At 31.7% G+C, this 1492-nt stretch carries 2 protein-coding genes and 1 pseudogene; all 3 read left to right on the top strand.

Going from position 1 to position 1492, the window contains the following annotated elements:
• Nucleotides 1–307: pseudogene (locus BMW63_RS18500) on the top strand (transposase); the annotation flags it as partial.
• A 51-nt stretch (nucleotides 308–358) separates the two neighbouring features.
• The gene (locus tag BMW63_RS17730; RefSeq protein ID WP_074724788.1) at nucleotides 359–739 is read left to right on the top strand and encodes a hypothetical protein; all 381 of its coding nucleotides are present in this window, start codon (nucleotides 359–361) and stop codon (nucleotides 737–739) included.
• A gap of 1 nt (nucleotide 740) precedes the next feature.
• Entirely contained in the window at nucleotides 741–1211 is a 471-nt protein-coding gene (locus tag BMW63_RS17725) for a hypothetical protein (protein WP_139174298.1), read from the top strand.
• The last annotated feature ends 281 nt before the right edge of the window (nucleotides 1212–1492 follow it).

The following is a 1492-nucleotide window of genomic DNA, read 5'->3' as shown; positions in this document are numbered from 1 at the left end:
GAAGAAAATGTTCAAGAGAGCCGAAGAGAATGGATGCTTTTGATGATGGAACGAGCAGGTAAAAAGAATAGCAATGTAAAGCATAGACAATTTTGCTTCGCCAGTTCGCACTTTCAGGCTCGGGTGGCAACAAGATAATCATCCAATAGAGATTTGGTCGCTAAAGGTTTTTGAGCAAAAACTTAACTATATTCATCAAAATCCTGTTGAATCAGGTTTTGTAACTGATCCAATAGATTGGAAATACAGCAGTGCTAGAAATTATGGAAATAATGACCAAACACTTTTAGAGATAGACGTGAATTGATTTATAATGTGGGCACGAGCGGGACGCTCGCGCTAGCGGGGGGATTTAGCCTTGGGTAAAGTTGATTGGGAAGCCAAATACAGAACTTTATACAAAAACAGAGAAATTGGAAAACTTACTGAAAAAGAATTTCAATTGTTAGAAAATGGTTTTCCTAAAACGTTTAAATTCAATGGAGAAGTTAGAAAGGTTGATAATTTAATTGATGGTGTTGCTAAAGAGATTAAATCTGGACAATTAAAAAGTTCTGAATTTATAGAAAACCAATTAAGAAAAGATATAGAAATGCTTTTAGATAGCAAAATTCCAGTCAAAAAAATAGAATGGCATTTGTTTGATGGAGCTGATGTAAACATGACAAAGAAACTTGAAGTTTTGAGAGATACTTTTGGTAAAGATAAATTTGATTTTATTAATTATAATAATTTATAATATGGATAATAGATATAATACTCTAAAGAATAAAAAGGATTTCGAAAAATTCATATCGGAAATACCACAATATATAAAAGATTTGGCTCAAACAAATAAATATGAAAAATTAATTTTTAGTGAAGAAGAAGTAAAAAGTATTTCAACATATTTTATTGATTTAAACAACAATAATAATTTTAATAGCTCAGAAAAATTGAAATTTATTGCATATTTAGGAGAGTTTTTAATACATAATTTTGGAGGAGAATGGTTCTTTACAGGAAATAGAGATGCATTCACTCCTAATGAAGCTTACATTGGAAAATCTAATGCAATTGTACTTAGAGAGTGCCCAATAGATTCTGTTTATGAAATTCTTGAGAATAAAAATCCTAATTACTTTTATGATAAATTAATTCAAAACAAAGAGCAGAAGTCGGAAATTAATGATTTATTTTCTAAATTATTTTCTAAAATAAAGAAAAAATAGTTTAGTCTACTTCCCCGCCAGCTCCGCAAACAGTTAATTAATAGTCTGCTCCCCCGCTGGCTTAAGCGTATGCTAGCGCGAGCGTCTCGCTCGTGCCCACAAAGTAAACACAATATTAATTAAATGAGTACAAAATATAAATTTGGAGAAAAAACCCCCTGCTGGCTTGAGCGTATGCTAGGCGTATGCTAGCGCGAGCGTCTCGCTCGTGCCCACAAAGTAAACACAATATTAATTAAATGAGTACAAAATATAAATTTGGAGAAAAAACAGGAGCTTAT

Origin of the sequence: Flavobacterium frigoris, from assembly GCF_900111075.1 — a bacterium.
Classification (GTDB): Bacteria; Bacteroidota; Bacteroidia; order Flavobacteriales; family Flavobacteriaceae; genus Flavobacterium; species Flavobacterium frigoris.
This window is presented reverse-complemented; position numbering and strand designations above follow the sequence as displayed.